33 protein-coding genes are annotated in these 22,895 nt (G+C 67.2%); all 33 read left to right on the top strand.

Features of this window, described 5'->3' with window-relative positions; all coding sequences use genetic code 11:
- On the top strand, positions 1 to 1,851 hold the full coding sequence (locus EDF21_RS10530) for a hypothetical protein (protein WP_123571295.1): 1,851 nt from the start codon (positions 1 to 3) through the stop codon (positions 1,849 to 1,851).
- Complete coding sequence (locus tag EDF21_RS10525; protein WP_123571294.1) at positions 1,848 to 2,681, top strand: A24 family peptidase; 834 nt, start codon at positions 1,848 to 1,850, stop codon at positions 2,679 to 2,681. The genes EDF21_RS10530 and EDF21_RS10525 overlap by 4 nt, the downstream gene beginning before the upstream one ends.
- 28 nt (positions 2,682 to 2,709) lie before the next feature.
- Complete coding sequence (pilM, locus tag EDF21_RS10520; protein ID WP_123571293.1) at positions 2,710 to 3,759, top strand: type IV pilus assembly protein PilM; 1,050 nt, start codon at positions 2,710 to 2,712, stop codon at positions 3,757 to 3,759.
- Positions 3,756 to 4,418 (top strand): hypothetical protein, encoded by a 663-nt coding sequence (locus EDF21_RS10515; protein ID WP_123571292.1) that lies wholly within the window; start codon positions 3,756 to 3,758, stop codon positions 4,416 to 4,418. Before pilM ends, EDF21_RS10515 begins: the two co-directional genes overlap by 4 nt.
- A gap of 2 nt (positions 4,419 to 4,420) precedes the next feature.
- The gene (gene pilO / locus EDF21_RS10510) at positions 4,421 to 5,200 is read left to right on the top strand and encodes a type 4a pilus biogenesis protein PilO (RefSeq protein ID WP_158612906.1); all 780 of its coding nucleotides are present in this window, start codon (positions 4,421 to 4,423) and stop codon (positions 5,198 to 5,200) included.
- A gap of 59 nt (positions 5,201 to 5,259) precedes the next feature.
- Complete coding sequence (locus EDF21_RS10505) at positions 5,260 to 5,835, top strand: DUF6121 family protein (protein WP_123571290.1); 576 nt, start codon at positions 5,260 to 5,262, stop codon at positions 5,833 to 5,835.
- A 209-nt stretch (positions 5,836 to 6,044) separates the two neighbouring features.
- A complete protein-coding gene (gene rpsL / locus EDF21_RS10500) occupies positions 6,045 to 6,419 on the top strand; it encodes a 30S ribosomal protein S12 (RefSeq protein ID WP_056043579.1) in 375 nt (124 codons plus the stop codon).
- A complete protein-coding gene (gene rpsG, locus EDF21_RS10495) occupies positions 6,419 to 6,889 on the top strand; it encodes a 30S ribosomal protein S7 (protein ID WP_043593378.1) in 471 nt (156 codons plus the stop codon). The genes rpsL and rpsG overlap by 1 nt, the downstream gene beginning before the upstream one ends.
- An 87-nt stretch (positions 6,890 to 6,976) precedes the next feature.
- A complete protein-coding gene (gene fusA, locus EDF21_RS10490; protein ID WP_056043577.1) occupies positions 6,977 to 9,091 on the top strand; it encodes an elongation factor G in 2,115 nt (704 codons plus the stop codon).
- Positions 9,092 to 9,220: 129 nt separating this feature from the next.
- Positions 9,221 to 10,411: an elongation factor Tu gene (gene tuf / locus EDF21_RS10485; RefSeq protein WP_043593375.1), complete on the top strand. Its 1,191-nt coding sequence runs from the start codon at positions 9,221 to 9,223 to the stop codon at positions 10,409 to 10,411.
- A gap of 125 nt (positions 10,412 to 10,536) precedes the next feature.
- Positions 10,537 to 10,749: an Rv0909 family putative TA system antitoxin gene (locus EDF21_RS10480; protein WP_056043574.1), complete on the top strand. Its 213-nt coding sequence runs from the start codon at positions 10,537 to 10,539 to the stop codon at positions 10,747 to 10,749.
- Positions 10,750 to 10,835: 86 nt separating this feature from the next.
- Positions 10,836 to 11,828, top strand: a complete 993-nt coding sequence (locus tag EDF21_RS10475; protein WP_123571289.1) for a DNA topoisomerase IB — start codon at positions 10,836 to 10,838, stop codon at positions 11,826 to 11,828.
- Between the two features lie 103 nt (positions 11,829 to 11,931).
- The gene (locus EDF21_RS10470; protein ID WP_148053685.1) at positions 11,932 to 12,771 is read left to right on the top strand and encodes a DarT ssDNA thymidine ADP-ribosyltransferase family protein; all 840 of its coding nucleotides are present in this window, start codon (positions 11,932 to 11,934) and stop codon (positions 12,769 to 12,771) included.
- Between the two features lie 397 nt (positions 12,772 to 13,168).
- Positions 13,169 to 13,477, top strand: a complete 309-nt coding sequence (rpsJ, locus tag EDF21_RS10465) for a 30S ribosomal protein S10 (RefSeq protein WP_043593369.1) — start codon at positions 13,169 to 13,171, stop codon at positions 13,475 to 13,477.
- Between the two features lie 16 nt (positions 13,478 to 13,493).
- Entirely contained in the window at positions 13,494 to 14,144 is a 651-nt protein-coding gene (rplC, locus tag EDF21_RS10460; RefSeq protein WP_173154863.1) for a 50S ribosomal protein L3, read from the top strand.
- A gap of 3 nt (positions 14,145 to 14,147) precedes the next feature.
- On the top strand, positions 14,148 to 14,810 hold the full coding sequence (gene rplD, locus EDF21_RS10455) for a 50S ribosomal protein L4 (protein ID WP_043593365.1): 663 nt from the start codon (positions 14,148 to 14,150) through the stop codon (positions 14,808 to 14,810).
- Complete coding sequence (gene rplW, locus EDF21_RS10450) at positions 14,807 to 15,106, top strand: 50S ribosomal protein L23 (protein ID WP_043593363.1); 300 nt, start codon at positions 14,807 to 14,809, stop codon at positions 15,104 to 15,106. Before rplD ends, rplW begins: the two co-directional genes overlap by 4 nt.
- 18 nt (positions 15,107 to 15,124) lie before the next feature.
- Complete coding sequence (gene rplB / locus EDF21_RS10445; RefSeq protein WP_056043560.1) at positions 15,125 to 15,964, top strand: 50S ribosomal protein L2; 840 nt, start codon at positions 15,125 to 15,127, stop codon at positions 15,962 to 15,964.
- A 12-nt stretch (positions 15,965 to 15,976) separates the two neighbouring features.
- Positions 15,977 to 16,258, top strand: coding sequence for a 30S ribosomal protein S19 (gene rpsS, locus EDF21_RS10440; RefSeq protein WP_043593360.1), 282 nt, complete (start codon positions 15,977 to 15,979; stop codon positions 16,256 to 16,258).
- A gap of 25 nt (positions 16,259 to 16,283) precedes the next feature.
- Positions 16,284 to 16,676, top strand: a complete 393-nt coding sequence (gene rplV / locus EDF21_RS10435; protein ID WP_043593358.1) for a 50S ribosomal protein L22 — start codon at positions 16,284 to 16,286, stop codon at positions 16,674 to 16,676.
- On the top strand, positions 16,676 to 17,455 hold the full coding sequence (rpsC, locus tag EDF21_RS10430; RefSeq protein ID WP_043593357.1) for a 30S ribosomal protein S3: 780 nt from the start codon (positions 16,676 to 16,678) through the stop codon (positions 17,453 to 17,455). The genes rplV and rpsC overlap by 1 nt, the downstream gene beginning before the upstream one ends.
- A 2-nt stretch (positions 17,456 to 17,457) precedes the next feature.
- Positions 17,458 to 17,877: a 50S ribosomal protein L16 gene (gene rplP, locus EDF21_RS10425; RefSeq protein WP_043593355.1), complete on the top strand. Its 420-nt coding sequence runs from the start codon at positions 17,458 to 17,460 to the stop codon at positions 17,875 to 17,877.
- Positions 17,877 to 18,200 carry a 50S ribosomal protein L29 gene (gene rpmC, locus EDF21_RS10420; protein ID WP_054145424.1) on the top strand — a complete coding sequence of 108 codons (324 nt, stop codon included), beginning with the start codon at positions 17,877 to 17,879 and terminating at the stop codon, positions 18,198 to 18,200. The genes rplP and rpmC overlap by 1 nt, the downstream gene beginning before the upstream one ends.
- Positions 18,200 to 18,496: a 30S ribosomal protein S17 gene (rpsQ, locus tag EDF21_RS10415; RefSeq protein ID WP_056043557.1), complete on the top strand. Its 297-nt coding sequence runs from the start codon at positions 18,200 to 18,202 to the stop codon at positions 18,494 to 18,496. Before rpmC ends, rpsQ begins: the two co-directional genes overlap by 1 nt.
- Positions 18,497 to 18,530: 34 nt before the next feature.
- Positions 18,531 to 18,899 (top strand): 50S ribosomal protein L14, encoded by a 369-nt coding sequence (gene rplN, locus EDF21_RS10410; RefSeq protein WP_043593350.1) that lies wholly within the window; start codon positions 18,531 to 18,533, stop codon positions 18,897 to 18,899.
- 3 nt (positions 18,900 to 18,902) lie between these two features.
- The gene (gene rplX / locus EDF21_RS10405; protein WP_043593348.1) at positions 18,903 to 19,262 is read left to right on the top strand and encodes a 50S ribosomal protein L24; all 360 of its coding nucleotides are present in this window, start codon (positions 18,903 to 18,905) and stop codon (positions 19,260 to 19,262) included.
- A complete protein-coding gene (rplE, locus tag EDF21_RS10400; RefSeq protein ID WP_043593346.1) occupies positions 19,262 to 19,849 on the top strand; it encodes a 50S ribosomal protein L5 in 588 nt (195 codons plus the stop codon). The genes rplX and rplE overlap by 1 nt, the downstream gene beginning before the upstream one ends.
- 141 nt (positions 19,850 to 19,990) lie before the next feature.
- Positions 19,991 to 20,389, top strand: coding sequence for a 30S ribosomal protein S8 (gene rpsH, locus EDF21_RS10395; protein ID WP_043593344.1), 399 nt, complete (start codon positions 19,991 to 19,993; stop codon positions 20,387 to 20,389).
- A gap of 6 nt (positions 20,390 to 20,395) precedes the next feature.
- On the top strand, positions 20,396 to 20,932 hold the full coding sequence (gene rplF, locus EDF21_RS10390) for a 50S ribosomal protein L6 (protein ID WP_043593343.1): 537 nt from the start codon (positions 20,396 to 20,398) through the stop codon (positions 20,930 to 20,932).
- A 2-nt stretch (positions 20,933 to 20,934) separates the two neighbouring features.
- Positions 20,935 to 21,306, top strand: a complete 372-nt coding sequence (gene rplR, locus EDF21_RS10385) for a 50S ribosomal protein L18 (RefSeq protein WP_043593341.1) — start codon at positions 20,935 to 20,937, stop codon at positions 21,304 to 21,306.
- Positions 21,303 to 22,043, top strand: a complete 741-nt coding sequence (gene rpsE, locus EDF21_RS10380) for a 30S ribosomal protein S5 (RefSeq protein WP_043593339.1) — start codon at positions 21,303 to 21,305, stop codon at positions 22,041 to 22,043. Before rplR ends, rpsE begins: the two co-directional genes overlap by 4 nt.
- Positions 22,043 to 22,228, top strand: coding sequence for a 50S ribosomal protein L30 (rpmD, locus tag EDF21_RS10375; protein ID WP_043593338.1), 186 nt, complete (start codon positions 22,043 to 22,045; stop codon positions 22,226 to 22,228). Before rpsE ends, rpmD begins: the two co-directional genes overlap by 1 nt.
- Positions 22,228 to 22,863 (top strand): 50S ribosomal protein L15, encoded by a 636-nt coding sequence (gene rplO, locus EDF21_RS10370; protein ID WP_082460060.1) that lies wholly within the window; start codon positions 22,228 to 22,230, stop codon positions 22,861 to 22,863. The genes rpmD and rplO overlap by 1 nt, the downstream gene beginning before the upstream one ends.
- Positions 22,864 to 22,895: the final 32 nt, after the last annotated feature.

Raw genomic sequence — 22,895 nt, 5'->3', positions numbered from 1 at the left:
ATGATCACGCTGCTGCACGCCCGGCTCGGTCGCCGCTGGGCCCGCGCTCGCCAGGACGGCGAGCGAGGCGTCGCACTCATCACGGTGATTGGGCTGGGGGCCGTCCTTCTAATCCTCAGCGCAACCATGGTGTCCGTCGCGGTCAGCGGCACCCGTGCCTCACGTACGGACTCCGACTTCAACGCCGCGATCGCCGCCGCCTACGCCGGCGTCGAGGACTACCAGAGCAAACTCGCCAACGACAACACGTACCCGCAGTACGGCGTCAAGGGAACCGAGTTCAGCAAGACGAGCACCTTCACGGGCGCGGCCGGCAACCCGGCCTTCGGCGTGGGTGCGGCGGGCACCTGGATGCCCGTGGCGGGCAGCCCCACGTCGTCGTACCGGTACGAGGTCGACAACTCGGCCTACTCGAAGTCCGGCATCCTGCGCCTCCGCGCCACGGGCAAGGTGGGCACGACGACGCGTACCGTCGTGGCCGGCCTGAAGCAGAAGGGCTTCATCGACTTCCTGTACTTCACCGACTACGAGCTGTTCGACCCTCAGCTGTCGAACACCTCGTGCACCCCGGCCTACGAGTGGGCGGTCACCGACCGTCCCGCCTGCACGACCCTGCAGTTCGGTTCGGCCGACGTCATCGACGGCCCCCTCCACAGCAACGACACCCTGCTGATCTGCGGCGCCACCTTCAACGGAGCGGTGACGAGCGCCAATCCCGACAGTCCCCGGTACAGCACCCCGTCGGGCTGTGGCACACCCAAGTTCGTCAACCCGAACTACCCTCTCTTCGCCAAGCGCGTCGACATGCCCGCGACCAACCAGAGCCTGCGCCAAGAAGTGCGGTCCGACCTCACGAGCTCGACCGTGCCCCGCCCGGGCTGCCTCTTCACCGGTCCGACGACCATCACGTTCAACTCGGGCGGAACGATGAGCGTCTACTCGCCGTACACCGTGGCGACCAACGTCAGCGGCGAGCCCGCCACGGGTGGTTCCGTCGCGTCCGGCTGCGGCACGCCGGGCTTCAGCAGCTCAGGAGGCACGCTCGGCAGCCCGGGCGGCCAGACCATGCCCGTGATCGCCAACAACCTGATCTTCGTCCAGGACGTCCCCTCGTTGACTTCCGACCCGAACTTCCCGAAGAAGGCACCCACGAGCTTCTCGTGCACCGGTGCCGATGGGACGACCCCGGGCAACGGCGTCGGATTCCCGGTCGTCGGCGAGACGCCTCCGGTGACCTCGGGCGACACGATCTCGTACGGCTGCACCAAGGGTGACGTCTTCGTCAAGGGTGCGCTCAAGGGCAACGTCACGGTCGCCGCGGCGAACTACGTGTACATCACGGGCAACCTCACCTACGTCGACCAGGCAGCAGACATGCTCGGTCTCGTCGGGCAGAACGCCGTCTTCGTGCACAACCCGGTCAAGACGACGACCACGACCGAGACCTACAACGCCACCTGCCGCAACGGCTTCTTCGTCTACACCTGCACCCAGACCCGCGACGTGACGACCTCCACCCTGCTCGACCGCAGCAAGACCGACCGCACCGTCAGCGCTGCCATCCTGTCGGTCGCGCACACCTTCACCGTGCAGAACTACAACCTCGACAACGGTTACCCCAAGGGCAAGTTGATCATCAACGGGGCCATCGCCCAGAAGTTCCGCGGGCCGGTCGCGACGACGTCGGGCGGTGCCATCGTCACGGGCTACACGAAGGCCTACAAGTACGACACCCGCATGGAGTTCATGGCCCCGCCGAAGTTCCTGTCGCCGGTGTCGACCAGCTACGGCATCAGCCAGCTCGTCGAGAGCAAGACCGCCTTCACCGCCGCGGGGGTCGAGATCAAGTGATCGCCCTCGTCTTCCCCCTGTCGCTCACCGCGGCGCTCGGCCTCGCCATCGGATCGTTCCTCAACGTCGTCGTGTACCGCGTACCCGCGGGCATCTCGGTCGCGCGACCCGCGAGCGCCTGCCCGGGCTGCAGCACGCCGATCCGTCGACGCGACAACGTCCCCGTGGTCAGCTGGCTCGCCCTCGGCGGGAAGTGCCGTGACTGCCGCACGTCCATCTCGGCCCGGTACCCGATCGTCGAGCTGGCCACCGGCCTGTTCTTCGTGCTCGTCGCCGCCCGCCTGTGGCCGCTCGTCGGCGTGCCGACCGAGGCGCTGCCGCTCGTGGCGCGCCTCCTGTCCCTCGTCGCCTTCCTCTGGCTGGCCGGCGTCAGCGTCGCGCTCGCCGTCATCGACCTCGAACACCACCGGCTACCGGACGCGATCGTCCTGCCGTCCTACACGGTCGGGGGCGTCCTCCTCGCGGCGTCGAGCATCCTCGTGGGGGACTGGCCGGCGCTCGTCCGCGCCGCCATCGGCCTGGCCTCCCTCTTCGCCTTCTACCTGATCGCCGCCCTGTCGTACCCGGGTGGCATGGGCTTCGGCGACGTCAAGCTCGCCGGCGTGCTCGGCCTGTACCTCGCCTGGCTCGGCTGGGGCGAGTTCGCCGTGGGCGCCTTCGCGGCGTTCCTGCTCGGCGGCCTGTTCGCCGTCGTCCTCCTGGTCACCCGACGCGTCGAACGCACCGGTGGCATCCCCTTCGGCCCCTGGATGCTCGCGGGCGCCTGGGTCGGCGTCTTCGCCGGCGGCACCGTCGCCACGGCGTACCTCACCCTCCTCGGCCTGGCATGACCGGGCGAGCTGACAGAGAGCAGAACTGATGGGCAAGAACATCGTGGGCGTCGACATCGGCAGCCGCTTCGTGCGGGCGGTCGAGGTCGCCGACGTCGACAAGGCCAAGCCGACCATCGTCCGGTTCAGCGAGGTGTCCCTGCCCGACGGTGCGGCGAGCCGCGGAGAGGTGATCGAGTCGCAGACCATGGCCGGCACGCTCAAGCAGCTGTGGTCGGCCGGGGGCTTCAAGAGCAAGCGCGTCGTGCTGGGCATGGGCAACCAGCGGGTGCTCGCGCGCGACATGACCGTGCCCAAGGCGTCTCACAAGCGCATCCGCGAGATGCTGCCGTTCCAGGTGCAGGACATGCTGCCCGTCCCGGTCGCCGACGCCCTGCTCGACTTCTACCCGTACGCCGAGGGGCTCGGCGAGAACGGTCCCGTCGTCCACGGGCTGCTGATCGCGGCGGTCAAGGACGCCGTCCTCGGCAACGTCCAGGCGAGCAAGCTCGCCGGCCTGACCACGCTGGGGGTCGACCTGATCCCGTTCTCGAACACGCGCCTCCTCGTCACCCGCCCGCGCATCGCGGGCACGGTCGCACTCGTCGAGATCGGTCACAGCACGACCTCGGTGATCATGATCGCCGACGGGGTCCCGCAGTTCGTCCGCATCATCCCCTCGGGAGGCGACGACGTCACGCAGGCCGTCGCGACGAAGCTCGAGGTCTCGACCCAGGTCGCCGAGGGCATCAAGTTCGGCCGTGGCCTCGCCACCACCGTCACGACGCCCGACGAGCAGGCCGCGTCGTCCGCCATCTTCGAGTCCGTCAACGAGCTGCTCGGCAGCCTGCGCAACACGATCCAGTACTACGTCAACACCCGCCCGACCGAGACCGTCGCGGGCATCATGATCGCCGGCGGGGGAGCGGCCCTGCCGGGCCTGCCCGAGGCGCTCAGCGAGGTCACCCGCCTGCCGGTTGCCCTCGCCGACCCGTTCGCGACGGTGGGCTTCGCGAAGAACCTCGACGAGGCCGCCCTGCGGTCGCGGTCGACCGACCTGACCGTGGCCCTCGGCCTGGCCCTGGGGAGCGCAGCATGAGAACCCGTGGCAAAGACACCGGCATCACCGTGGGAGGCGCGCCCCGCGTCGACCTGCTGCCTCCCGAGGTCCGCGCGGAGCGTCGCGCCGCCGCCCTGACCCGTCGGGTCTGGGCCGGCGTCGTCGTGGTCGCCGTCGTGGTCGGGATCGGATCGGGTGCGGCGTTCCTCGAGCGGATGAACGCCGAGGACGACCTCATGGTCGCCCAGGGTGAGACGCAGACCCTGCTGATGGAACAGGGCGCCTTCGCCGACGTCCGCTCGACGCAGGCGCAGGTGAGCCTGGCCGCCGCGGCCCAGACCGTCGGCGGAAGCACGGACATCGATTGGCCGGCCTACCTCGAGAAGGTGCAGGCCACCCTGCCCGTGGGCGTCACCATCGTCGGCGTCTCGCTCGACCAGGCCTCGCCGCTCGTGCAGTACGCCCAGCCGACGGCTCCGCTCCAGGGGTCCCGCGTCGCCACCCTCACCTTCCAGGCGACCAGCCCGACGCTGCCGTCGGTGCCCGACTGGCTCAACGGCCTCGCCACCCTGCCGGGCTTCGCCGACGCCCAACCCGGTTCGGTCACCCTCGAAGAAGGCACCTACAAAGCCGACGTCACCATGCACATCACCGCCGACGCGTTCTCGGGACGCTTCGCCGCTTCGAAGGACGAATGACCATGGACCGCAACCGCTTGAAGATGATCATCGCCGTCCTGACCGGCGTGGTCGTCCTGGCCCTGGGGTTCGTGCTCGGGGTCCAGCCGCAGCTCACCGCCGCCTCCACGGCGTCCCAGCAGACCGCCTCGGTCGACGAGCAGAACGCCACCCTCCGTGCCGGTCTCGCCACCCTGAAGGCCGACAACGAGAAGCTGCCCGCGTTGGAGTCCGAGCTCGGCGCACTGCAGACCTCGGTGCCGTCCCAGGCGACCCTCCCGGCGTTCCTCACCGAGATCAGCCAGCTGGCCTCTGAGACCGGGACGACCGTGACAGCCTTCACGACGTCCGACGCCGTGGCGTACGCTCCGGCGGCGCCCGCCGCGGACGCCACCGCCACCGACGCGGCGGCCACGGACTCGACGGCCGCCGACGGTGCCACGGCCGAGGCCACGGCTCCGGTCGCCGCAGCGCCCGAGCTCGTCACCGATCCGCAGATCACCGCGGCGAACTTCTCGTCCATCCCGATCACGGTGACCGTCAAGGGCAGCTACCAGCAGGCCCGCGACTTCCTCGGCCGACTGCAGCAGGGTTCGCGGCTGTTCCTCGTGACGAACTTCGCCAGCTCGGGTTCGTCCGAGGGTGGTTCGACGAACGCCGTCCCCGACCAGTGGACCGTCGGCGGCCTCGTCTACGTCCTCCAGGACGCCGCCGCCACCCAGGCCGACCAGGCCGCCGAGACCCCAGCCACCACGGCCGAGGGCACCGACGACGCGAGCTCGGACACGGCCGCGGGCGAGTAGCCGCGCGCCCCCCGCACCCGCGGGCCCCCGGCACGCCCGCGGGCGCGTAGCCTCGGAGGATGTCCCGAGCCGTCTACGCCGTCATGGGCACCGTCCTCTTCGGTGCGCTCGTCATCATGGTGGCGGGCTTCGAGGCGCTGCTCCTCGACCGCGACCCGATCGACGAACCCGACGCCGGCACCCTGCTCGGCCCGTTGATGGTCGCCGCCGCCGTGCTCGTCGTGCTGCTGTCGCTGCTGCGGTCGGCGGCGCTCTCCGACGCCCGCGACGACAGGGCTCCGGAGGTGCGGGGCACGTTCCCTGCCCAGCCCGTCGTGTTCGCCCGCCCGGCCGGCGCGGGTGGGTCCCGCTCCGTCACCGGTGACGAGGTGGCCGGCCCTCGCGGGCCCGCACCGCACCTCCTCGTCGCCGCGCTCCTCACGGCCGCGCTCGTCTACGTGTCGATGCTCACCGTCGGGGGAGTCGTCTACGGCCTCGTGCGAGAAGAGCTCGTCTGGGTGCTGCTGTTCGCCGCCCGGTACGCCGTGTCGCCGTTCGTGATCGGTTCGGCTGTCTGCGCCGGGCTCGTGGTCGGGGGCACGCTGGCGGTGTCGCGCATCGACCCGGGGCGTTCCGACCCTCGACCATTTGATTAAGGCCCTACCTCAAGATAAGCTCTTTCGGGTGTGCGCCTGACCGCGCGCCCGAATAAAAGCCCCCTCGACCTCGCGGCCGAGACGGGCAGACCGTCTCGATCACCGAGACGAGGATGCCGGCTGATCAGCCGGACAGAGCAGAGCGATGCGAGAGCAGCGCGACTCGGCGTGTTCGCAAGGGCAGCGTCGAGATCCGATGAGGAGAACCAGTGCCAACTATTCAGCAGCTGGTCCGCAAGGGACGCACGCCGAAGGTCGTCAAGACCAAGGCCCCCGCCCTGAAGGCCAACCCCCAGCAGCGTGGCGTGTGCACCCGTGTGTACACCACCACCCCCAAAAAGCCGAACTCGGCGCTCCGCAAGGTCGCCCGCGTCAAGCTCTCCAACGGCACCGAGGTCACCGCCTACATCCCCGGCGAGGGCCACAACCTGCAGGAGCACTCGATGGTGCTCGTCCGCGGCGGTCGTGTGAAAGACCTCCCCGGCGTGCGCTACAAGATCGTCCGTGGCGCGCTCGACACCCAGGCCGTCAAGAACCGCAAGCAGGCCCGCAGCCGCTACGGAGCGAAAGCAGAGAAGAAGTAATGCCTCGTAAAGGACCCGCTCCCAAGCGCCCTGTCGTCGCCGACCCGGTCTACGGTGCGCCGATCGTCAGCCAGCTCGTCAACAAGATCCTCCTCGACGGCAAGAAGGGCCTCGCCGAGCGCATCGTCTACGGTGCTCTCGCCGGCGTCACCGCCAAGAACGACCAAGATGCAGTGGCCACGCTGAAGAAGGCGCTCGACAACGTGCGCCCCACGCTCGAGGTCCGCTCGCGTCGCGTCGGCGGTTCGACCTACCAGGTCCCCGTCGAGGTCAAGCCCCACCGCGCCAACACCCTGGCCCTCCGCTGGCTCACCAGCTACGCCAAGGCCCGTCGCGAGAAGACGATGACGGAGCGTCTCATGAACGAGATCCTCGACGCGTCGAACGGTCTGGGCGCCGCTGTGAAGCGTCGCGAAGACACTCACAAGATGGCCGAGTCGAACAAGGCCTTCGCGCACTACCGCTGGTAACCGGCACGAGGAGGCGCGGTGTGCGCACGACGCGCACCGCACCTCCTCGTCCCCCCAACTTCCCCACCTACCCCTTCGGAGGAACCTGTGGCACAGGACGTGCTCACCGACCTGAACAAGGTCCGCAACATCGGCATCATGGCGCACATCGATGCTGGCAAGACGACGACCACCGAGCGCATCCTGTACTACACGGGCATCACCCACAAGATCGGTGAGGTGCACGACGGTGCGGCCACTATGGACTGGATGGCGCAAGAGCAAGAGCGTGGCATCACGATCACCTCGGCGGCGACGACCTGCTTCTGGAACAAGAACCAGATCAACATCATCGACACCCCGGGTCACGTCGACTTCACGGTCGAGGTCGAGCGTTCGCTCCGCGTGCTCGACGGTGCCGTCGCCGTCTTCGACGGAAAAGAGGGCGTCGAGCCCCAGTCCGAGACCGTGTGGCGTCAGGCCGACAAGTACGACGTGCCGCGCATCTGCTTCGTCAACAAGATGGACAAGCTCGGTGCCGACTTCTACTTCACGGTCGACACGATCATCAACCGCCTCGGCGCCAAGCCGCTGGTGATGCAGCTCCCGATCGGTGCCGAGAGCTCCTTCGAGGGCGTCGTCGACCTGGTCGAGATGCGTGCCCTCACGTGGCGCGGTGACGCCAAGGGTGACGTCGAGCTGGGTGCGAAGTACGAGATCGAAGAGATCCCCGAAGACCTCAAGGAGAAGGCGGCAGAGTACCGCGCCAAGCTCCTCGAGACCGTCGCCGAGTCCGACGACGTGCTGCTCGAGAAGTACTTCGGTGGCGAAGAGCTCACGATCGCCGAGATCAAGGGCGCCGTCCGCAAGATGACGGTCAACTCCGAGCTCTACCCGATCTTCTGTGGTTCGGCCTTCAAGAACCGCGGCGTGCAGCCCATGCTCGACGCGGTCATCGACTACCTGCCCTCGCCGCTCGACGTGCCTCCCATGGAGGGCCACGACGTCCGCGACGCCGAGAAGATCATCATCCGCAAGCCCGAGTCGACCGAGCCCTTCTCGGCTCTCGCCTTCAAGGTCGCGGTGCACCCCTTCTTCGGTCGTCTCACCTACGTCCGCGTCTACTCGGGCTCCATCGAGTCCGGCGCCCAGGTCATCAACTCGACCAAGGACAAGAAAGAGCGCATCGGCAAGATCTTCCAGATGCACTCGAACAAGGAGAACCCCGTCGACAGCGTGACCGCCGGTCACATCTACGCCGTCATCGGGCTCAAGTTCACCACCACGGGTGACACCCTCTGCGACCCGTCCGAGCAGATCGTCCTCGAGTCGATGACGTTCCCCGAGCCCGTCATCGAGGTCGCGATCGAGCCGAAGACCAAGGCCGACCAAGAGAAGCTGTCGCTGGCCATCCAGAAGCTCGCCGAAGAAGACCCGACGTTCCGCGTCGAGCTCAACGCCGAGACGGGCCAGACGGTCATCAAGGGCATGGGCGAGCTCCACCTCGACATCCTGGTCGACCGCATGAAGCGCGAGTTCAACGTCGAGGCCAACGTGGGCAAGCCCCAGGTCGCGTACCGCGAGACCCTCAAGAAGGGCATCGAGCGCTACGACTACACCCACAAGAAGCAGACCGGTGGTTCGGGTCAGTTCGCCAAGGTGCAGATCGCTCTCGAGCCCTTCGAGGTCACGGCCGAGTCGACCTACGAGTTCGTCAACAAGGTCACCGGTGGCCGCATCCCCCGCGAGTACATCCCCTCGGTCGATGCCGGCATCCAGGACGCCATGCAGGTCGGCGTGCTCGCCGGCTACCCGACGGTGGGCGTGCGCGCGCTGCTGCTCGACGGTGCGGCGCACGACGTCGACTCGTCCGAGATGGCGTTCAAGATCGCTGGGTCGATCGCCTACAAAGAGGCGGCTCGCAAGGCCCAGCCCGTTCTCCTCGAGCCGCTCATGGCGGTCGAGGTCCGTACGCCCGAGGAATACATGGGCGACGTCATCGGCGACCTCAGCTCGCGACGCGGGCAGATCTCGTCGATGGAAGACGCCAGTGGTGTGAAGGTCGTTCGGGCCAGCGTGCCGCTGTCGGAGATGTTCGGTTACGTCGGAGACCTGCGGTCGAAGACCTCGGGCCGGGCCGTCTACTCGATGACGTTCGAGTCGTACCAAGAGGTGCCCTCGGCCGTCGCCGAAGAGATCATCCAGAAGAACAAGGGCGAATAGTCCTGAACCGCGTGGTCGTCCGACGACCGCGTAACATGTACACACACCAATCCGCAGGGCGACCGGTAGGCCGGGTCATCGACCCGGCCCCCGGGCCGCACTGCAACCGAGTCCTGAGGAGGACCCACAGTGGCTAAGGCCAAGTTCGAGCGGACCAAGCCGCACGTCAACATCGGAACCATCGGTCACGTCGACCACGGCAAGACCACGCTCACCGCGGCGATCACCAAGGTCCTGCACGACAAGTACCCCACCCTCAACACGGCGTCGGCGTTCGACCAGATCGACAACTCGCCTGAAGAGAAGCAGCGCGGCATCACGATCAACATCTCGCACGTCGAGTACCAGACCGAGAAGCGCCACTACGCTCACGTCGACGCTCCCGGCCACGCCGACTACGTCAAGAACATGATCACCGGTGCAGCTCAGATGGACGGCGCGATCCTCGTCGTCGCCGCCACCGACGGTCCCATGCCCCAGACGCGTGAGCACGTCCTGCTCGCCCGCCAGGTCGGCGTGCCCTACATCGTCGTCGCGCTGAACAAGGCCGACATGGTCGATGACGAAGAGATCATGGAGCTCGTCGAGCTCGAGGTCCGCGAGCTCCTCTCGAGCCAGGAGTTCGACGGCGACAACGCCCCGATCGTCCAGGTCTCCGCTCTCAAGGCCCTCGAGGGTGACGAGAAGTGGGCCGAGACGGTCGCCGAGCTGATGAACGCCGTCGACGAGAACGTGCCCGAGCCCGTTCGCGCCACCGACCAGCCCTTCCTCATGCCCATCGAGGACGTCTTCACGATCACCGGTCGTGGCACCGTCGTCACCGGTCGTGTCGAGCGCGGTCAGCTCAACGTCAACGAAGAGGTCGAGATCGTCGGCATCCGCCCGACCGTCAAGACCACCGTCACCGGCATCGAGATGTTCCGCAAGCTGCTCGACTCGGCTCAGGCCGGCGACAACACCGGTCTCCTCCTCCGCGGCACCAAGCGCGAGGACGTCGAGCGCGGCCAGGTCGTCGTCAAGCCCGGTTCGGTCACGCCGCACACCGAGTTCGAGGCGAACGTCTACATCCTGTCGAAGGACGAGGGTGGGCGTCACAACCCGTTCTACGCGAACTACCGTCCGCAGTTCTACTTCCGCACCACCGACGTCACGGGTGTCATCACGCTGCCCGAGGGCACCGAGATGGTCATGCCCGGCGACACGACCGAGATCAGCGTCCAGCTGATCCAGCCGATCGCCATGGAAGCCGGTCTGCGCTTCGCCATCCGTGAGGGTGGTCGCACGGTCGGTGCCGGTACGGTCACCAAGATCAACAAGTAAGTCCTGTTCACACAGAACTGCTGATCTGACGAGAGAGGTCAGGCCCTTCGGGGCCTGGCCTCTTTCGCGTCAGCAGGGCACGATGGGGGAGACGTCGGACGGACCGGCGCCGACGGGAGGACGTCATGGCAGGTTTCGACGACATCACCAAGAAGGCCCAGGCCTTCCTCAAGGACGGAAAGGTCCAGGAGGCGCTCAAGAGCGAGAAGGCCGAGGGTGTCAGCGACAACATCCTCGACGCGGTCGCCTCCGCGGCCGACAAGGCCACCGGCGGCAAGCACGCCGACAAGATCCAGCAGGCCAAGGAGCAGGCCGACAAGAAGCTGGGCAACCAGTAAGGCACGAGCGATGCCCCCGCCGTCGAGCGGGGGCTTCGCTGTACCCCGCCCAGGCCCCTCGACGACGCGCGGTGTTCACTCGACCGATGCCGCGCCTCCGGAGGACCGATTCGAGCCGACCCGGGCTGACGCGGGTCCGGGCAGGACGAGGGTTCTCGTACCGGACGGCCGACGGGACCGCCGTCGCCGACGCCGAGTTGCGGGCCCGCATCGAGCACCTCGCCATCCCACCGGCCTGGACCGACGTCTGGATCTCCCCTTACGAGAACGGCCACATCCAGGCCACGGGAGTGGACGCTGCAGGTCGGCGTCAGTACATCTACCACCCGACGTGGCGTGAGCAGAAGGACCGCATCAAGTTCGACCGGGCACTCGCCCTCGCCGAGTCGCTGCCGACCGCCCGTCGATTCGTGACGCACGACCTGCGCGTCCAGGGGGCCGGCCGTGAGCGGGTCCTGGCCGCTGCCTTCCGCATGCTCGACACGGGCTCCCTCCGGGTGGGCTCCGAGCGCTACGCGCAGGAGCACGGCAGCCACGGGTTGTCGACCCTGCTCTGCGCGCACGCGACCGTCTCCGGCGACACGGTGTCGCTGGCGTTCCCCGGCAAGAGCGGCCAGGACTGGGACTCCAAGATCCACGACGCCGACCTCGCGGCCGTCGTCCGCAGCCTCAAGCGGCGGGGCGGGCGGGCCCGGTTGCTCGCCTGGAAGGCCGACGGCGGGGGAGCGGGGGAGGCGCGCGCGGCCTGGCACCCGCTACGAGCGACCGAGATCAACGACTACGTCAAGGAGAGGGCCGGCGACGAGTTCACCGCCAAGGACTTCCGCACCCTGCACGGCACCGTCGCCGCCGCCGTCAGCCTGGCCCGCTCCGGGCCGCAGGCGTCGGCCTCCCGGCAGTCGAAGTCCCTCGCCCAGGCGATGCGGGACGCCGCCGCGGTGCTCGGCAACACCCCGGCCATCGCGAAGTCGTCGTACGTCGATCCCCGACTGGTCGATGCCTACCGGCACGGGGAGACCATCGATCCGGCCCGCCTGCACGCGGCCGAATCCGAGGTCCGGGCATTGCTGTTCCGCTGAGCCGTCGCACACCCGAGGTGGTCCGCGGTCTGCGAACGGTGCGCGTCGTGACGTAACCTAGAGGGTCGCGTCCCGTTCGGGGCGCCCGAGAGGAACAACTGCAGTGACTGACGAGTGCATCCACGGATTCGAGCGAGAGTTGTGCGACATCTGCGCTCCCCGCAAGCGCGAGGGCGTCGCCGACGGCATGCCCTCGACCGCCGCACGGTCGGTCACCACCCGCCGCCGCCCCTCCAACCGCAAGCCCGAGTCGCTGCGCAGCACGCCCGCACTCGCCCGTGACTCGGCCGCCGTCGCCGTGGCCGCGCAGGCGGCCGCCACCCCCGTCCCCGAGTTCTCGACCCAGCGTGCCTACCACTGGACGCACGTGTCCAACCTGCCCGGCATCCTCGAGGCCGGCGCGCTGCAGGCCGGCGCTACTCCCGTGCTCGACGTCAGCTCCGAGGCGACGCGGGCCCTCCGCGCCTCCGTCACGACCGCGTCGGGTCAGCCCGTCGCTGCGCACGTGCCGTTCTCGTTGTCGCCTCATGCGACCGCCTGGGACGCCGTCCGTACCGGAGCCGAGGGCTACGAGTGGTCGGATGCGGCACGTGAGGCCCGTGCCATCGACTTCGTCATGCTCGTGGTTCCCGTCGCCTCGCTCGGCGACGACTTCGTCGTGACCGAGGGCGACGCGGCCGTCGAGGGCGTCCGTGCGGCCGCAGGACTCGACGACGCATCGTCGATGGTCCGCCGGTTCAGCCTCAAGGACCCCGACCTGCTCGGGCCGGAAGTGCTCGTGCCCGGTTCCGTGCCCTTTTCCTCGGTGACGCTCGTCGGCGTCCCGAACGACAAGGTCCGCGACGCCGTGAAGGAGACGCTCGCCGAGCTGGGAGCCGAGGCGCCGCGCGTCGCCGTCTACCCGCCGTGGTTCCGGCCCGCACCGGTCGTCGAAGCCGTCTGACATCCGCGACACGCCCGGGTTGCAGCAAATGCAGGCGTGTGGCAAAATCGTCTAGTTCAACATTTCGAGCCTGGCCTCTGCGCCGGGTGTCGGATCACTGCCAGGCAGTGCACAGACGCAAGGCGTCTGGGCCGCGGGTAGCAGGACGCATCTCACAACGAAACCACCGCCGTGACCTCAGGTCGCGGTGTGCCGGGGCGAAGCCCCGGGTGCGGGTGGCGGTGGCGAAGATGGCCCTCCCCGGGTCCTTCCTCGCGGGCACCGGCCGGTTTCGGCAGATGGATTGACACAAGAACAGCGGTACGCGAGAGACACGTAGTGCCAACAGATGTTCGCCCAGCGAACAGCGTCAGGCGGCCCCCGAGGTGCGCGACGTCCGAACGAGAGAGAGTCACACATGGCGGGACAGAAGATCCGCATCCGACTTAAGTCGTACGACCACGAGGTCATCGACACTTCCGCGCGCAAGATCGTCGACACGGTCACCCGCGCGGGCGCTACGGTCGTCGGCCCCGTGCCGCTCCCGACCGAGAAGAACGTGGTCGTCGTGATCCGTTCGCCCCACAAGTACAAGGACTCGCGCGAGCACTTCGAGAAGCGCACGCACAAGCGCCTCATCGACATCGTCGACCCGACGCCGAAGGCCGTCGACTCGCTCATGCGTCTCGACCTGCCTGCCGACGTCAACATCGAGATCAAGCTGTAGGGGGGCGACCATGACCATCAGCACCACCAAGAACGTCAAGGGCCTGCTCGGCAAGAAGCTCGGCATGACCCAGGTCTGGGACGAGAACAACAAGCTCGTCCCCGTCACCGTCGTCGAGATCGCCCCGAACGTCGTGACCCAGGTCCGCTCGCTCGAGAAGGACGGCTACACCGCCGTCCAGATCGCGGCCGGCCAGATCGACCCCCGCAAGTCGAACAAGCCCTCCACGGGTCACTTCGACGCCGCGGGCGTCACCCCCCGTCGCCACCTCACCGAGGTCCGCACCGCCGACGCCGCCGAGTACGCACTCGGCCAGGAGCTCACGGTCGACACCTTCGAAGCCGGCCAGAAGGTCGACGTCGTCGGAACGTCCAAGGGCAAGGGCTTCGCCGGTGTCATGAAGCGTCACAACTTCAAGGGCGTCAGCGCCTCGCACGGTGCGCACCGCAACCACCGCAAGCCCGGTTCGATCGGTGCCTCCTCGACCCCCAGCCGTGTCTTCAAGGGCATGCGCATGGCCGGTCGCATGGGTGGCGAGCGCGTCACCATCCTCAACCTCACGGTGCACGCCGTCGACGCCGAGAAGGGTCTGCTGCTCGTCAAGGGCGCCGTCCCCGGTGCTCGTGGCCGCATCGTTTTCGTCCGCACCGCCGTGAAGGGGAAGTAGCTCATGGCCACCACTACCGCATCGGCCGCTTCGGTCGACGTCGTCGACGCCAAGGGCCAGAAGACCAGCACGGTCGAGCTCCCCGTCGAGCTCTTCGACGTCGTCACGAACGTCCCGCTCATCCACCAGGTCGTCGTCGCCCAGCAGGCCGCCGCACGTCAGGGCACGCACAAGACCAAGCGTCGCGGCGAGGTCTCCGGCGCCGGCCGCAAGCCGTTCAAGCAGAAGGGCACCGGCCGCGCCCGTCAGGGTTCGATCCGCGCTCCTCAGATGACCGGCGGTGGCATCGTCCACGGTCCGCAGCCCCGCGACTACGCCCAGCGCACCCCCAAGAAGATGATCGCCGCAGCCCTGCTCGGTGCTTTGTCCGACCGCGCTCGTGGCGCCCGCGTCCACGTCGTCGAGAGCTTCGTCGCCGACTCGATCTCGACCAAGGTCGCTCTCGAGCTGCTCGCGTCGATCGCCTCGAGCAAGCACGTCCTGATCGTCACCGACCGCGACGACACGCTGACCCTCAAGAGCGTCCGCAACGTGCCCACGGTCCACGTGATCACGTTCGACCAGCTGAACGCCTATGACGTCCTCGTCAGCGACGACATCGTCTTCACGAAGAGCGCCTTCGACGGCTTCGTCGCCTCGAAGACCAAGAAGGAGGCCACCGCATGAGCGGCTACGGAAAAGACCCCCGCGACGTCATCATCGCGCCCGTCGTCTCCGAGAAGAGCTACTCCCTGATCGACCAGGGCAAGTACACCTTCCTCGTGGACCCGCGTTCGAACAAGACCGAGATCAAGCTCGCCATCGAGAAGATCTTCGACGTCAAGGTCGACAGCATCAACACGCTCAACCGAACGGGCAAGACCCGTCGCACCCGCTTCGGCACCGGCAAGCGCAAGGACACCAAGCGCGCCATCGTCACGCTGAAGTCCGGTTCCATCGACATCTTCACGGCTGTCGGCTAGGGAGCAGAGGCATAAATCATGGCAATTCGTAACTACAAGCCCACGACCCCGGGTCGCCGCGGTTCGTCGGTCGCCGACTTCGCGGAGATCACGCGTTCGACGCCCGAGAAGTCGCTGCTGCGCCCGCTCTCGAAGTCCGGTGGCCGTAATAACGCCGGCCGCATCACGACCCGTCACATCGGTGGTGGCCACAAGCGCCAGTACCGCGTCATCGACTTCCGTCGCAACGACAAGGACGGCGTCAACGCCAAGGTCGCTCACATCGAGTACGACCCCAACCGCACGGCTCGCATCGCGCTCCTGCACTTCGTGGACGGCACCAAGCGGTACATCATCGCGCCGAACAAGCTGAAGCAGGGCGACGTCGTCGAGTCGGGTGCCGGCGCCGACATCAAGCCCGGAAACAACCTGCCGCTCAAGAACATCCCGGTCGGTACCGTCATCCACGCCATCGAGCTCAAGCCCGGTGGAGGCGCGAAGATGGCCCGCTCGGCCGGTGCCTCGGTGCGTCTCGTCGCCAAGGACGGCCCCTACGCGCAGCTCCGTCTGCCGTCGGGCGAGGTCCGCAACGTCGACGCCCGCTGCCGCGCCACGATCGGCGAGGTCGGCAACGCCGAGCAGTCGAACATCAACTGGGGCAAGGCCGGCCGCATGCGCTGGAAGGGCGTCCGCCCGACCGTGCGTGGTGTCGCCATGAACCCCGTCGACCACCCGCACGGTGGTGGTGAGGGCAAGACCTCCGGTGGACGCCACCCGGTCAGCCCGTGGGGCCAGAAAGAGGGCCGCACGCGTCACCCCAACAAAGAGAGCGACAAGCTCATCGTCCGTCGTCGTAACGCTGGCAAGAAGCGTAAGTAGGAGTTGTAGAAGATGCCACGCAGTCTTAAGAAGGGCCCCTTCGTTGACGACCACCTGCTTCGCAAGGTCGTCTCGCAGAATGAGGCCAGCACCAAGAACGTCATCAAGACCTGGTCGCGCCGTTCGATGATCGTCCCCAACATGCTTGGGCACACCATCGCCGTGCACGACGGACGCAAGCACATCCCCGTGTTCGTCACCGAGAGCATGATCGGCCACAAGCTCGGTGAGTTCGCGCCCACCCGCACCTTCCGTGGTCACGTGAAGGACGACAAGAAGGGTCGTCGCCGCTAACGCGGCGACGTGAAGGAGGAGAGAAATGGTGGAGTCGATCGCACGCGTGCGTCACATCCGCGTCACCCCCATGAAGGCCCGTCGTGTCGTCAACCTGATCCGCGGCAAGCAGGCCGCCGAGGCTCTGGCGATCCTGAAGTTCGCACCTCAGGGCGCCAGCGAGCCCGTCTACAAGCTCGTCGCGTCGGCCATGGCCAACGCCCGGGTGAAGGCGGACGCCTCGAACAGCTACCTCGACGAGCAGGACCTGTACATCAGTCGTGCATTCGTCGACCAGGGCGCCACCCTCAAGCGGTTCCAGCCGCGTGCACAGGGCCGCGCCTTCAAGATCCTGAAGCGCACCAGCCACATCACGATCGTCCTCTCGACGCCTGATGAGGTCGAGGCTGCCGACGCTACGAAGAAGGCGAGCAAGTAATGGGCCAGAAAGTCAACCCGTACGGCTTCCGTCTGGGCATCACCACCGACCACGTGTCGCGGTGGTTCACCGACAGCACGAAGCCGGGACAGCGTTACAGCGACTACGTCGCCGAGGACGTCAAGATCCGCACCCTGCTGAAGACCTCGCTCGACCGCGCCGGCGTGGCGAAGATCGAGATCGAGCGCACCCGTGACCGCGTCCGCGTCGACATCCACACGGCCCGTCCGGGCATCGTGATCGGTCGTCGTGGCGCCGAGGCCGAGCGCATCCGCGGCGACCTCGAGAAGCTCACGAGCAAGCAGATCCAGCTCAACATCCTCGAGGTGAAGAACCCCGAGGCCGAGGCCCAGCTCGTCGCCCAGGGCATCGCCGAGCAGCTCGCTGCTCGCGTGGCGTTCCGTCGTGCGATGCGCAAGGGGCTCCAGGGCGCCCAGCGTGCCGGTGCCAAGGGTGTCCGCATCCAGGTGTCGGGCCGTCTCGGCGGCGCCGAGATGAGCCGCTCGGAGTTCTACCGCGAGGGCCGCGTCCCCCTGCACACGCTCCGCGCCAACATCGACTACGGCTTCTACGAGGCCAAGACCACCTTCGGTCGCATCGGTGTCAAGGTCTGGATCTACAAGGGCGACATCACCAACAAGGAGCTCGCGCGCGAGCAGGCGAACCAGAAGTCGTCTCGCCCCGAGCGCCGCAACGACCGTGACGGCGCCCGCCGCGGCGGGGGCGACCGCGCTCCCCGCGAGCAGAAGGCACCCGCCACCACAGGAGCTGAGGCGTAACCATGCTTATCCCCCGTCGTGTCAAGCACCGCAAGCAGCACCACCCCGGCCGTAGCGGCCAGGCCACTGGTGGCACCAAGGTCAGCTTCGGTGAGTACGGCATCCAGGCCCTCACGCCCGCTTACGTGACCAACCGTCAGATCGAGTCCGCTCGTATCGCCATGACGCGTCACATCAAGCGTGGCGGAAAGGTGTGGATCAACATCTACCCCGACCGTCCCCTCACGAAGAAGCCCGCCGAGACCCGCATGGGTTCCGGTAAGGGCTCGCCCGAGTGGTGGGTCGCGAACGTCAAGCCGGGTCGCGTGCTCTTCGAGCTCAGCGGCGTGAGCGAGGAGATCGCCAAAGAGGCACTCACTCGCGCAATCCACAAGCTGCCCCTCAAGGCACGCATCATCAAGCGCGAGGAGGGCGACGCATAATGGCGATCGGTTCCAAGGAGCTCCGTCCTGTCGAGCTCGACACATTCGAAGACGAGCGTCTCGTCGATGAGCTGAAGAAGGCGAAGGAAGAACTCTTCAACCTCCGCTTCCAGTCGGCCACCGGCCAGCTCGAGAGCCACGGCCGCCTGCGTGCCGTGAAGCGCGACATCGCTCGCATCTACACGGTCCTGCGTGAGCGCGAGCTCGGCATCCGTGCCACCCCCGCCCCGGTCGAGGCGGCCCCCAAGGCCGCCAAGAAGTCGACCAAGAAGGCTGACAAGCCGGCCGAGACGGCTGACGAGACCGCCGAGGAGAGCAAGTAATGGCCACCGAGAACAAGACCGAGGTCGACTCGGCTGCCGTCGAGGTCCGCGGCTACCGCAAGACGCGTCGCGGCTACGTGACCAGCGACAAGATGGAGAAGACCATCGTCGTCGAGGTCGAGGACCGCGTGAAGCACCCCCTGTACGGCAAGGTCATCCGCCGCACGTCCAAGGTCAAGGTCCACGACGAGGCCAACTCGGCCGGCGTCGGCGACCTCGTCGTGATCAGCGAGACCCGTCCGCTCAGCGCCTCCAAGCGCTGGCGCCTGGTCGAGATCCTCGAGAAGGCGAAGTAGGCCTCGCGGCCTGCTTGCGTAGAAGGAGACACAAGTGATTCAGCAAGAATCCCGCCTCAAGATCGCCGACAACACCGGGGCAAAAGAGATCCTCACCATCCGCGTGCTCGGTGGCTCCGGCCGTCGTTACGCCGGCCTGGGTGACGTCATCGTCGCCACGGTGAAGGACGCCATCCCCGGTGGCAACGTGAAGAAGGGTGACGTCGTCAAGGCCGTCATCGTCCGCACCAAGAAAGAGGTCCGTCGTCCGGACGGCTCTTACATCAAGTTCGACGAGAACGCCGCAGTGATCCTGAAGGCCGACGGAGACCCCCGCGGAACCCGCATCTTCGGACCGGTCGGTCGCGAACTCCGCGACAAGAAGTTCATGAAGATCATCTCGCTGGCGCCGGAGGTTATCTAAGTCATGGCAAACATCAAGAAGGGTGACCTCGTGCAGGTCATCACCGGTGCCTCGCAGGCCCGCGGCGGAGACCGCGGCAAGCAGGGCAAGGTCCTCGAGGTGCTCGTCGAGCGCAACCGCGTGGTCGTCGAAGGCGTCAACTTCGTGACCAAGCACGTGCGCGTCGGCCAGACCCAGCGTGGTTCCAAGACCGGTGGCATCGAGACGCACGAGGCTCCGATCCACGTGTCCAACGTCGCCGTCGTCGACCCCAAGACCAAGAAGCCCACCCGCGTCGGCTTCCGCGAAGAGACGGTCACCAAGGACGGCGTGTCCAAGACCGTTCGCGTCCGTTACGCCAAGAAGTCTGGTGAGAACCTCTGATGACCGACACCACCACGCAGGCCGCCACGGCCCTCCCGCGGCTGAAGGCCAAGTACCGCGCCGAGATCATCGAGCAGCTGAAGTCCGACTTCGGTTTCACGAACGTGCACCAGGTGCCCGGGCTCGTGAAGATCGTCGTCAACACCGGTGTCGGTGAGGCCGCACGCGACAGCAAGATCATCGACGGTGCCATCAAGGACCTGACGGCCATCACGGGCCAGAAGCCCCAGGTCACCAAGGCACGCAAGTCCATCGCGCAGTTCAAGCTGCGCGAGGGTCAGCCGATCGGTGCCCACGTCACGCTCCGCGGTGACCGCGCCTGGGAGTTCCTCGACCGACTGCTGTCGCTGGCGCTGCCCCGCATCCGTGACTTCCGCGGTCTGAGCGACCGCCAGTTCGACGGAAACGGCAACTACACCTTCGGTCTCAACGAGCAGAGCATGTTCCACGAGATCGACCAGGACCGCATCGACCGCGTCCGTGGCTTCGACATCACCGTCGTCACGACCGCCAAGAACGACGACGAGGGTCGCGCGCTGCTCAAGGCGCTCGGGTTCCCGTTCCGTTCGGCCGACTCGGCCAACTAAGATCGTCCGGTCGGCAACTCTCTCGTAGAGTTGCCGGCCGTTCCCCTGAGGTCGACGAGAACCGCTTGTCGACCAATCGATCGCCCAGGTCGGCACCCGGTGTACCGGATGTCGAAACCGGACGAGAAAGTGACAAACCGCATGACGATGACAGATCCGGTCGCAGACCTGCTGACCAGACTGCGCAACGCGAACTCGGCTTTCCACGAGACCGTGTCGCTCCCGAGCAGCAAGCTCAAGTCCCACATCGCCGAGATCCTCAAGCGCGAGGGTTTCATCGAGTCGTGGAAGGTCGAAGACGCCCGCGTCGGCCAGACCCTCACGATCGACCTCAAGTATGGCCCCGCCCGTGAGCGCTCCATCAAGGGCATCAAGCGCGTGTCGAAGCCCGGCCTCCGCGTCTACGCCAAGTCGACCGAGATCCCCCAGGTGCTCGGTGGCCTCGGTGTCGCCATCCTGTCGACTTCCTCCGGTCTGTTGACCGACCGTGAGGCCCAGAAGAAGGGCGTAGGCGGAGAAGTCCTCGCCTACGTGTGGTAACTCGTCATGTCTCGAATCGGAAGACTCCCCATCTCGATCCCTGCCGGGGTCGACGTGAAGATCGACGGCCAGGCCGTCAGCGTCAAGGGCCCCAAGGGTGAGCTGTCGCTCGTCGTCAAGAGCCCCATCGAAGCCAAGATCGAAGAAGGCACGGTCGTCGTGACCCGTCCGGACGACGAGCGCGAGTCGCGTTCGCTCCACGGCCTCACGCGCACCCTGATCGCCAACCAGATCATCGGCGTCACCGAGGGCTACACCAAGGGCCTCGAAGTCGTCGGAACCGGTTACCGCGTCCAGGCCAAGGGCTCGAACGTCGAGTTTGCCCTGGGCTACTCGCACCCCATCACCGTCGAGCCGCCCGCGGGCATCAGCTTCACGGTCGAGGGCAACAACAAGCTCACCGTCGTCGGGATCGACAAGCAGGCCGTCGGCGAGATGGCTGCCAACATCCGCAAGCTGCGCAAGCCCGAGCCCTACAAGGGCAAGGGTGTCCGCTACGCCGGCGAGGTCGTCCGCCGCAAGGCCGGAAAGTCAGGTAAGTAATCATGGGTCTCGGTACACGAGGAAAAAGCAAGTCGGCTGCCACCAAGCGCCGTCACACCCGCCTGCGCAAGAAGGTCGTGGGCACCGAAGAGCGCCCCCGTCTCGTCGTCACCCGTTCGGCCCGGCACGTGTTCGTGCAGGTCGTCGACGACAGCAAGGGCTTCACCGTCGCCAGCGCATCGACCCTCGAGGCCGACCTGCGTACGTTCGACGGTGACAAGACCGCGAAGTCCCGCAAGGTCGGCGAGCTCGTCGCCGAGCGTGCGAAGGCTGCGGGCATCGAGGCCGTCGTGTTCGATCGCGGCGGCAACAAGTACGCCGGACGCGTCGCGGCCATCGCCGAAGGCGCCCGAGAGGCTGGTTTGAACCTGTGAGCGACGCTACGAACACCACTCCCCCCGCAGAGACCGAGGCGACCAAGGCACCGGCTGAGGCCGTCGTCGAGCGTCCCGTCGAGACCGCTGCCGGCTCGGAGTCGAACAACCGCGAGGGTGGTCGCACCGACCGCCGTGGCGGCCAGGGTCGCGGTGACCGCAACCAGGGTGGCCGCGGACGCGGCGACCGTGACGACAAGAGCCAGTTCCTGGAGCGCGTCGTCACGATCAACCGCGTGTCGAAGGTCGTCAAGGGCGGTCGTCGCTTCAGCTTCACCGCACTCGTCGTCGTCGGTGACGGCAACGGACTGGTCGGTGTCGGCTACGGCAAGGCCCGAGAGGTCCCCACGGCTATCAGCAAGGGCGTCGAAGAGGCAAAGAAGAACTTCTTCCGCGTCCCGCGCATCGGCAACACGATCCCGCACCCCGTGCAGGGTGAAGCCGCTGCAGGCGTCGTCATGCTGCGTCCGGCCTCGGCCGGTACCGGTGTCATCGCCGGTGGTCCCGTCCGCGCCGTGCTCGAGTGCGCCGGCGTGCACGACGTCCTGAGCAAGTCGCTCGGTTCGTCGAACACGATCAACATCGTCCACGCCACGGTCGAGGCGTTGCAGCAGCTCGAAGAGCCGCGTGCCGTCGCCGCCCGTCGTGGACTCGACATCGACGCTGTCATGCCGGCCTTCATGGTCCGTGCCGAGCAGGCAGCTCGTACCGCCGCGACCGAGAAGGCAGGTGCCTGATGGCCGCCAACCTCAAGGTGACCCAGATCAAGTCCGTAATCAGCGAGAAGCAGAACCAGCGTGACACGCTGCGGAGCCTGGGCCTCAAGCGCATCGGCCAGTCGGTCGTTCGCGAGGACACCAAGCAGAACCGCGGCTACGTCAACACGGTCGCCCACCTCGTGAAGGTCGAGGAGATTGACTAATGGCTGACGAGAAGAACGAGGCCGCCGCGAAGGCCGCCCCGAAGAAGGCCGCCGCTCCCAAGGCGACGACCACCAAGGCAGCAGCTCCCAAGGCTGCCGCCAAGAAGCCCGCAGCCGACAAGGCCGCTGCTTCGACGGGTTCGACCACCAAGGCCGCTCCCGCCTCGACGACGTCATCCGACGACGTCGCGCGTCCCCAGGTGCTCAAGGTGCACCACCTTCGTCCGGCTCCCGGTGCCAAGAAGGCGAAGACGCGCGTCGGCCGTGGTGAGGGTTCGAAGGGTAAGACGGCCGGTCGTGGCACCAAGGGTCAGAAGGCCCGGTACCAGGTCAAGGTCGGATTCGAGGGTGGCCAGATGCCGCTCCACATGCGTACTCCGAAGCTGCGCGGGTTCAAGAACCCGTTCCGCGTCGAGTACCAGGTGGTCAACCTCGAGAAGCTGAACGAGCTCTACCCGCAGGGTGGTGACGTCACCGTCGGTGACCTCGTCGCCAAGGGTGCCGTTCGGAAGAACGAGAAGGTCAAGGTCCTCGGACAGGGCGACCTGAGCGTCAAGCTCACCGTCGCGGTCGACAAGGTCTCCGGCTCCGCCGAGGACAAGATCGTCGCCGCCGGCGGGTCCGTCAGCAAGTAAAAATCACCTGAGGGGGTGGTCCGCCAGGGCCA

Source organism: Frigoribacterium sp. PhB118, assembly GCF_003751725.1.
Lineage (GTDB): Bacteria > Actinomycetota > Actinomycetes > Actinomycetales > Microbacteriaceae > Frigoribacterium.
The sequence above is the reverse complement of the archived record's forward strand: the minus strand, read 5'-3'. Positions and strand labels throughout refer to the sequence as shown.

Coding starts and splice junctions, on each gene's coding strand:
- rpsJ (WP_043593369.1), top strand. CDS start 13,169: ATGGCGGGACAGAAGATCCGCATCCGACTTAAGTCGTACGACCACGAG.
- EDF21_RS10475 (WP_123571289.1), top strand. CDS start 10,836: ATGCCGCGCCTCCGGAGGACCGATTCGAGCCGACCCGGGCTGACGCGG.
- rplP (WP_043593355.1), top strand. CDS start 17,458: ATGCTTATCCCCCGTCGTGTCAAGCACCGCAAGCAGCACCACCCCGGC.
- rpsQ (WP_056043557.1), top strand. CDS start 18,200: ATGGCCACCGAGAACAAGACCGAGGTCGACTCGGCTGCCGTCGAGGTC.
- pilM (WP_123571293.1), top strand. CDS start 2,710: ATGGGCAAGAACATCGTGGGCGTCGACATCGGCAGCCGCTTCGTGCGG.
- rplE (WP_043593346.1), top strand. CDS start 19,262: ATGACCGACACCACCACGCAGGCCGCCACGGCCCTCCCGCGGCTGAAG.
- rpmC (WP_054145424.1), top strand. CDS start 17,877: ATGGCGATCGGTTCCAAGGAGCTCCGTCCTGTCGAGCTCGACACATTC.
- pilO (WP_158612906.1), top strand. CDS start 4,421: ATGGACCGCAACCGCTTGAAGATGATCATCGCCGTCCTGACCGGCGTG.
- rpsH (WP_043593344.1), top strand. CDS start 19,991: ATGACGATGACAGATCCGGTCGCAGACCTGCTGACCAGACTGCGCAAC.
- rplR (WP_043593341.1), top strand. CDS start 20,935: ATGGGTCTCGGTACACGAGGAAAAAGCAAGTCGGCTGCCACCAAGCGC.
- EDF21_RS10505 (WP_123571290.1), top strand. CDS start 5,260: ATGTCCCGAGCCGTCTACGCCGTCATGGGCACCGTCCTCTTCGGTGCG.
- rpsS (WP_043593360.1), top strand. CDS start 15,977: ATGCCACGCAGTCTTAAGAAGGGCCCCTTCGTTGACGACCACCTGCTT.
- rplB (WP_056043560.1), top strand. CDS start 15,125: ATGGCAATTCGTAACTACAAGCCCACGACCCCGGGTCGCCGCGGTTCG.
- rpmD (WP_043593338.1), top strand. CDS start 22,043: ATGGCCGCCAACCTCAAGGTGACCCAGATCAAGTCCGTAATCAGCGAG.
- EDF21_RS10480 (WP_056043574.1), top strand. CDS start 10,537: ATGGCAGGTTTCGACGACATCACCAAGAAGGCCCAGGCCTTCCTCAAG.
- rplV (WP_043593358.1), top strand. CDS start 16,284: ATGGTGGAGTCGATCGCACGCGTGCGTCACATCCGCGTCACCCCCATG.
- rplD (WP_043593365.1), top strand. CDS start 14,148: ATGGCCACCACTACCGCATCGGCCGCTTCGGTCGACGTCGTCGACGCC.
- rplX (WP_043593348.1), top strand. CDS start 18,903: ATGGCAAACATCAAGAAGGGTGACCTCGTGCAGGTCATCACCGGTGCC.
- rpsG (WP_043593378.1), top strand. CDS start 6,419: ATGCCTCGTAAAGGACCCGCTCCCAAGCGCCCTGTCGTCGCCGACCCG.
- EDF21_RS10530 (WP_123571295.1), top strand. CDS start 1: ATGATCACGCTGCTGCACGCCCGGCTCGGTCGCCGCTGGGCCCGCGCT.
- rplO (WP_082460060.1), top strand. CDS start 22,228: ATGGCTGACGAGAAGAACGAGGCCGCCGCGAAGGCCGCCCCGAAGAAG.
- rplW (WP_043593363.1), top strand. CDS start 14,807: ATGAGCGGCTACGGAAAAGACCCCCGCGACGTCATCATCGCGCCCGTC.
- EDF21_RS10515 (WP_123571292.1), top strand. CDS start 3,756: ATGAGAACCCGTGGCAAAGACACCGGCATCACCGTGGGAGGCGCGCCC.
- rplF (WP_043593343.1), top strand. CDS start 20,396: ATGTCTCGAATCGGAAGACTCCCCATCTCGATCCCTGCCGGGGTCGAC.
- rpsC (WP_043593357.1), top strand. CDS start 16,676: ATGGGCCAGAAAGTCAACCCGTACGGCTTCCGTCTGGGCATCACCACC.